We start from the raw sequence: 6,226 nt of genomic DNA, 5'->3' as shown, positions 1-6,226 counted from the left end.
AGGAGAGACTTGAACTCTCACACCTTGCGGCGCCAGAACCTAAATCTGGTGCGTCTACCAATTCCGCCACTTCCGCATTATTTCCTAAAAACTCTAAAAAGAGTGCTTAGGAAATGGTGGCTACGACGGGATTCGAACCTGTGACCCCATCATTATGAGTGATGTGCTCTAACCAGCTGAGCTACGTAGCCATTTCCATATTGTTGATTCTTTTCGAAAGTTGCCTTATCGCTGAGAACGGGGCGCATTATGCGGAGTTGAGTGTGATGCGTCAACTTTTTTTGTGAAGAAATTCGCCAAAAAGTGCCGTTCGAACCTTTTTTAATCAAACCGCTCTGTTTCTGATCTAAATCTGCTAGATAATTGTCGATTTTCTAAGGTGCTATTGGTTTCGATATGGAGTCTTATTGTGAGTTGATAGACCTTGTAACACAACAAAAGCCAGCAGTTGCTGGCTTTTTAAACAATAACGAGTGTGAAGAAATTACACGTTGAAGCGGAAGTGAACTACATCACCATCTTTAACGATGTATTCTTTACCTTCTAGACGCCATTTACCTGCATCTTTTGCACCAGACTCACCGTTGTATTGAATGAAGTCGTCATAACCAACAACTTCTGCACGGATGAAGCCTTTTTCGAAGTCAGTGTGGATCTTACCTGCGGCTTGCGGCGCAGTTGCACCAATAGGGATAGTCCAAGCGCGAACTTCTTTAACGCCCGCAGTGAAGTAGGTTTGCAGAGTCAGTAGTTCGTAACCAGAGCGGATCACTCGGTTAAGACCAGGCTCTTCAATACCCATGTCAGCTAGGAACTCTTCGCGATCTTCGTCGTCTAGCTCAGAAAGCTCAGATTCGATAGATGCACACACCGCAACAACTACATTGTTTTCTTTTTCTGCGTACTCGCGTACTGCATCAAGATACGGGTTGTTCTCAAAACCATCTTCATTCACGTTTGCGATGTACATGGTTGGTTTTAGCGTTAGGAAGTTTAGGTAACCAACGGCTGCTAGCTCTTCTTTTGCAAGATCAACAGTACGCGCCATGCCACCTTCAGTAAGCACTGGTAGTAGCTTTTCAAGTACGGTGAGCTCGAATTTCGCGTCTTTGTCGCCGCCTTTTGCTTTCTTAGCATTACGTTGAATTGCGCGCTCACAAGAGTCTAAGTCAGCAAGAGCTAGCTCAAGGTTGATCACTTCGATGTCTTCGATTGGTGACACTTTGCCTGCAACGTGAACGATGTTTTCGTTCTCAAAACAACGAACTACGTGACCGATCGCGTCAGTTTCACGGATGTTCGCTAGGAATTTGTTACCCAGACCTTCACCTTTAGAAGCACCAGCAACAAGACCTGCGATGTCCACAAATTCCATGGTTGTTGGAAGGATCTTTTGTGGATTAACAATTTTCGCCAGCGCGTCTAGACGTAGATCTGGCACAGGTACCACGCCTGTGTTTGGTTCGATAGTACAGAACGGGAAGTTTGCTGCTTCGATACCAGCTTTAGTCAGTGCGTTAAACAGAGTTGACTTACCTACGTTTGGTAGACCAACGATGCCACATTTAAAACCCATGATTGTAAACCTTATTCAGCTTTGAAGGTGTGTAAGCGATTTTGTGCTTTTGTCAGGCCATCTTTCAGTAAGATGTCGAGACTGCGAACGGATTCATCGACAACAGCATCAAGGCATTCTTGCTCTTTTGCTGGCGCTTTACCGAGTACATAACCTGCTACTTTGTCTTTGTGCCCAGGATGGCCAATACCAATCCTTAGACGATAAAATTCTTTATTGTTGCCCAGCTTGCTAATGGTGTCTTTTAAACCATTGTGCCCGCCATGACCGCCACCTTTTTTGAACTTGGCAACGCCTGGAGGTAAGTCTAGCTCATCGTGAGCGACCATGATCTCTTCAGGTTTGATCTGATAAAACTTCGCAAGTGCAGCAATAGCTTTTCCAGACAGGTTCATAAATGTGGTGGGGATTAACAGTCGTAAGTCACTGCCATTCACCAGAATTCGACCCGTGAGACCGTAGAACTTTGGTTCGTTTTTCAAAGTGACGTTATGGATACGAGCGAGTTCCTCTACCACCCAAGCACCGGCATTGTGACGCGTACGAGCGTATTCAGGTCCAGGATTGGCAAGGCCTACAAGCAATTTTATCTGCTGAGTCAACGTTAAGATCTCTCTTGAATCTCAAAAGCGCGGTATAATAGCACACTAAATTGGCACAAAAAATGTGAATACAAAAAAACCACTTCGAAGGGAAGTGGTTTTTTCATTTCTAGGCGAGAATTACTTTGAAGTAAACATCGCAGAGATTGATTCTTCGTTGCTGATGCGACGAATAGCTTCAGCAAGCATGCTAGATAGAGTTAGCTGAGTTACTTTACCAGTCGCAGCCATCTCTTTTGTTAGCGTGATAGAGTCAGTCACGATAACTTGGTCTAGAACAGAGTTCTTGATGTTCTTAGCAGCGTTGCCAGAGAATACAGCGTGAGTTGCGTAAGCGAATACACGCTTAGCACCGCGCTCTTTAAGCGCTTCTGCTGCTTTACATAGCGTACCGCCAGTATCGATCATGTCATCAACGATCACACAGTCGCGACCTTCAACATCACCGATTAGGTTCATCACTTCAGATACGTTAGCGCGTGGACGACGCTTGTCGACGATCGCGATATCGATGTCGCCTAGTGCTTTAGCTGTCGCACGAGCACGCACAACACCGCCTAGGTCAGGTGAAACAACCACTGGATCTTCTAGACCACGCTCAGCCATGTCTTCAAGAAGCACTGGTGTACCGAAGATATTATCTACAGGTACATCGAAGAAGCCTTGAATCTGCTCTGCGTGTAGGTCGATAGTAAGAACGCGGTCAACACCAACGTTTGAAAGGAAGTCTGCAACAACTTTTGCAGTGATTGGCACACGTGCAGAGCGCACACGACGGTCTTGACGAGCGTAACCAAAGTAAGGAATAACAGCAGTAATACGGCCTGCTGAAGCGCGGCGCATTGCATCAATCATTACCACTAACTCCATTAGGTTGTCGTTAGTTGGCGCACAAGTTGACTGAATGATGAATACATCACTACCACGAACGTTTTCATTGATTTGAACAGCGACTTCGCCGTCAGAGAAACGGTCAACAGTAGCATCTCCTAGAGAGATGTATAGACGGTCAGCAATACGTTGGGCTAGTTCAGGTGTTGCGTTACCAGCAAATAGCTTCATATCAGGCACGGTGGAAACCTCAGGGTTGCGTCCAGTTTAAACAGATTGTAATAGGGCTAATTCATAGTTAGCCAGGGTCTCTAGTAAAGGAGAGCGGTTGCACCCTTTCGCCACGTAAGCGGAGACGGTGTCAGGAAGCAGTTCTAGGACTTTTTGTGCATTTTCCTGAGTTTTAAACTCGGAAAACACGCACGATCCAGTACCCGTCAATCTTGACGGCGCGTATTGTAGCAGCCATGAAAGTTGGTTATCAACCTCTGGATACAGCATTCGGACAATTTTTTCGCAATCGTTTCCGTAAGGGCTGTCTAAAAGCGTTGTCAGCTCTTGCTTCGGCGTATTTCGCGTCAGGTCAGGATGCGTAAAGATATCCACGGTCGCAATGCTCACTTTTGGTTTGACAACCAAATACCAAAGCTCTTCGGGTTCTGCCGCGCTGAGTTTTTCACCTACGCCTTCTGCAAATGCGGCGAAACCACGTACAAATACCGGTACATCAGCACCGAGTGCGAGACCGATTTCCGCCAGTTCATCAACACTAAGTTGGGTTTGCCATAAGAAGTTTAGCGCAACCAATGCCGTCGCTGCATTCGATGAGCCGCCGCCAATACCACCGCCCATTGGAAGTATTTTATCGAGTCTAATATGGGCGCCATAAGAGCATTGGGCTTTCGCTTGAAGCGCGCTGGCTGCTTTCCAAATGAGGTTATCTTGTGTGGCTACCCCTTCGATTTCTGGCGACAGGGTAATGTCACCGCTGTTGTTGGCGGTGATTTCTAGTGAGTCGCAAAGATCAATGAATTGGAACAGAGTTTGTAATTCATGATAGCCATTGGCCTGTCGCCCTGTGATGTAGAGAAACAGATTGAGCTTAGCCGGGCTTGGCCATGTGGTAGTGTTGGTGATCATGGTACGTTTGGTCACTGTTTGATAGTCCATTTGGAAACAACGAGGTTGAGCTTGGTGTCATCTTGCACTAGCTGCATTCGAGTTGGCATCGGTAGTGTGCGGGTCTCATCTTCGAGTGTGAAACTGCGATACTCGGTATAGTTAAGCTGCCAAGCCTTCCTATTTAGCTGTTTGGTCAGGCTTGCCACTGTGTTGAACTCATTGAGCTGATAGCTATCAGCGGAGTTTGGTTGACCAATAAGCCAATCTGCCAACTGCTCAATTGGAATGTTGAGCCCTGTTAACTGGTAGATAAGCAGGTTAGCGTCTTGGCCTGATAGCTTTTGGTCGTCATAGGTTTCAATAAACGCGCCATTGGGTGTCGACGTAAGGTTGAAGACCGTTTGGCCGAGAAAGGTGGTTAGGCGAACTTGAGTCAAATTGGCAGAGTATGTCCAATAGAAGTTCAAGGTTTGGCGCTGCTCTGGCGAAATGTAGCCAAGTTTGCCGCTGGCCTTATATTGGGTAAGGGCGTTGAGCTCAGCTCGGTGAGCTTGCCATTCGACACTTTGTGGCTCGGGTGGCATTGTGCTACAGCCAAACAAAAACAGTGCCGTCAATGTGTAAAACAGGCGACGAAAAAGTCTGTGCATAGGAAACTACTTACGTGATGGATTATTGTGCAAATTCAATACAATATTGACAGACTATAGCATCAATCCCACAAACTCAGGAAAACATATTGGTCCGAGTCTTTCAATAAGTGGTGCCATCAAGTAAAATTCTGCCCTATTTGTCAAATCTGTATCAGAGAATTCGCGTTACATGTCATTGCTTGCTATTGGTATTAACCACAATACAGCGTCAGTGGATCTGAGAGAAAAGGTGGCGTTCCCACCGGAAAAACTCGACCGAGCACTGAATGAGCTGAGAGACAATGCCAAAGTCAATGGCTCGGTAATTTTGTCGACCTGTAACCGCACAGAAATCTACTGCGACACCGGTGATACCAATAAAGCACAACTTATTGATTGGTTGGTGCGCTTTCACGATGTGCCAGCAGAGGAGTTAAAGCCTTCTTTGTATGTGTACGAAGAGCAAGCTGCGATCAAGCACTTAATGCGTGTGTCTTGTGGCCTAGATTCATTGGTACTGGGTGAGCCGCAAATTCTTGGTCAAGTTAAGCAAGCCTATAGCGACGCTCGTGACCACCAATCGGTTGAAGGCGGTATAGAGAAGCTGTTCCAAAAGACCTTCTCTGTTGCGAAACGTGTTCGCACTGAAACCGAAATTGGTGGCAGTGCGGTTTCTGTCGCTTATGCGGCAACGACACTGGCAAGACAGATCTTTGAATCTTTGGCGGACTCAACCGTGTTGCTGGTAGGCGCTGGTGAAACCATCGAATTGGTTGCTAAGCACCTCGAAGGACAAGGCTGTAAAAAGATGATCGTCGCCAACCGAACCAAAGAGCGCGCAGAAGTGCTCGCCACCCAGTTCGGTGCGCAGGTTATTGCGCTGAATGATATTCCCGAGGTATTGCCACAAGCCGATATCGTAATCAGTTCAACAGCGAGTCCATTGCCTATTATTGGTAAAGGCATGGTAGAGACCGCGATTAAGAAGCGCCGTTTTCAACCAATGCTGCTCATCGATATTGCTGTACCGCGTGACATTGAGTCACAAGTCGGCGAGCTAAATGATGCTTACCTTTACACCGTTGATGACCTACAGTCTATTGTCGATAACAATATCGAGCAGCGTAAGGTAGAAGCCATTCAAGCTGAAGCGATTGTCAGCGAAGAGAGCGCGCAGTTTATGTCTTGGATGCGCTCATTGCAGGCAGTGGATAGTATTAGGCAGTATCGCAAACAAGCGAATGACACTAGACAAGATATACTTTCAAAAAGCTTACAAGCATTAGCAGCAGGGGGAGACCCAGAAAAAGTGCTGTTAGAGCTCAGTAATAAATTAACAAACAAGCTTATTCACGCGCCGACCAAAGCGCTGCAAGATGCTGCTGAGCAGGGTGAACCTGCAAAACTGGCAGTTATCCGACAGAGTTTGGGTTTAGACCAAACGAAATAAGCCTCACCCCGAG

6 protein-coding genes and 1 tRNA gene are annotated in these 6,226 nt (G+C 46.6%); 1 reads left to right on the top strand and 6 read right to left on the bottom strand.

Annotated features, from left to right (window positions below; genetic code table 11):
- Positions 1-114: 114 nt before the first annotated feature.
- The 6 genes from ACVA6Q_RS19870 to lolB form a co-directional block, all read right to left on the bottom strand.
- Positions 115-191: transfer RNA gene (locus ACVA6Q_RS19870), tRNA-Met, on the bottom strand.
- A 293-nt stretch (positions 192-484) separates the two neighbouring features.
- Positions 485-1,576: a redox-regulated ATPase YchF gene (ychF, locus tag ACVA6Q_RS19865; RefSeq protein ID WP_353498080.1), complete on the bottom strand. Its 1,092-nt coding sequence runs from the start codon at positions 1,574-1,576 to the stop codon at positions 485-487.
- 11 nt (positions 1,577-1,587) lie between these two features.
- Positions 1,588-2,178 carry an aminoacyl-tRNA hydrolase gene (gene pth, locus ACVA6Q_RS19860; protein ID WP_353498081.1) on the bottom strand — a complete coding sequence of 197 codons (591 nt, stop codon included), beginning with the start codon at positions 2,176-2,178 and terminating at the stop codon, positions 1,588-1,590.
- A gap of 120 nt (positions 2,179-2,298) precedes the next feature.
- The gene (locus ACVA6Q_RS19855) at positions 2,299-3,249 is read right to left on the bottom strand and encodes a ribose-phosphate pyrophosphokinase (protein ID WP_042503361.1); all 951 of its coding nucleotides are present in this window, start codon (positions 3,247-3,249) and stop codon (positions 2,299-2,301) included.
- A gap of 27 nt (positions 3,250-3,276) precedes the next feature.
- Entirely contained in the window at positions 3,277-4,149 is an 873-nt protein-coding gene (gene ispE / locus ACVA6Q_RS19850; protein WP_446648674.1) for a 4-(cytidine 5'-diphospho)-2-C-methyl-D-erythritol kinase, read from the bottom strand.
- A gap of 11 nt (positions 4,150-4,160) precedes the next feature.
- Positions 4,161-4,781 (bottom strand): lipoprotein insertase outer membrane protein LolB, encoded by a 621-nt coding sequence (gene lolB, locus ACVA6Q_RS19845; protein WP_353498082.1) that lies wholly within the window; start codon positions 4,779-4,781, stop codon positions 4,161-4,163.
- A 172-nt stretch (positions 4,782-4,953) separates the two neighbouring features.
- On the opposite strand from lolB, the gene hemA reads away from it, so the two are divergent.
- On the top strand, positions 4,954-6,213 hold the full coding sequence (gene hemA / locus ACVA6Q_RS19840; protein ID WP_446648669.1) for a glutamyl-tRNA reductase: 1,260 nt from the start codon (positions 4,954-4,956) through the stop codon (positions 6,211-6,213).
- Positions 6,214-6,226 lie beyond the last annotated feature (13 nt).

This window comes from Vibrio sp. DNB22_10_4, from assembly GCF_052879755.1.
This window is presented reverse-complemented; position numbering and strand designations above follow the sequence as displayed.

Bases quoted from the DNA above. Each gene is read 5' to 3' on its own strand.
- ychF (WP_353498080.1), bottom strand. From the start codon at position 1,576: ATGGGTTTTAAATGTGGCATCGTTGGTCTACCAAACGTAGGTAAGTCA.
- ispE (WP_446648674.1), bottom strand. From the start codon at position 4,149: ATGATCACCAACACTACCACATGGCCAAGCCCGGCTAAGCTCAATCTG.
- lolB (WP_353498082.1), bottom strand. From the start codon at position 4,781: ATGCACAGACTTTTTCGTCGCCTGTTTTACACATTGACGGCACTGTTT.
- hemA (WP_446648669.1), top strand. From the start codon at position 4,954: ATGTCATTGCTTGCTATTGGTATTAACCACAATACAGCGTCAGTGGAT.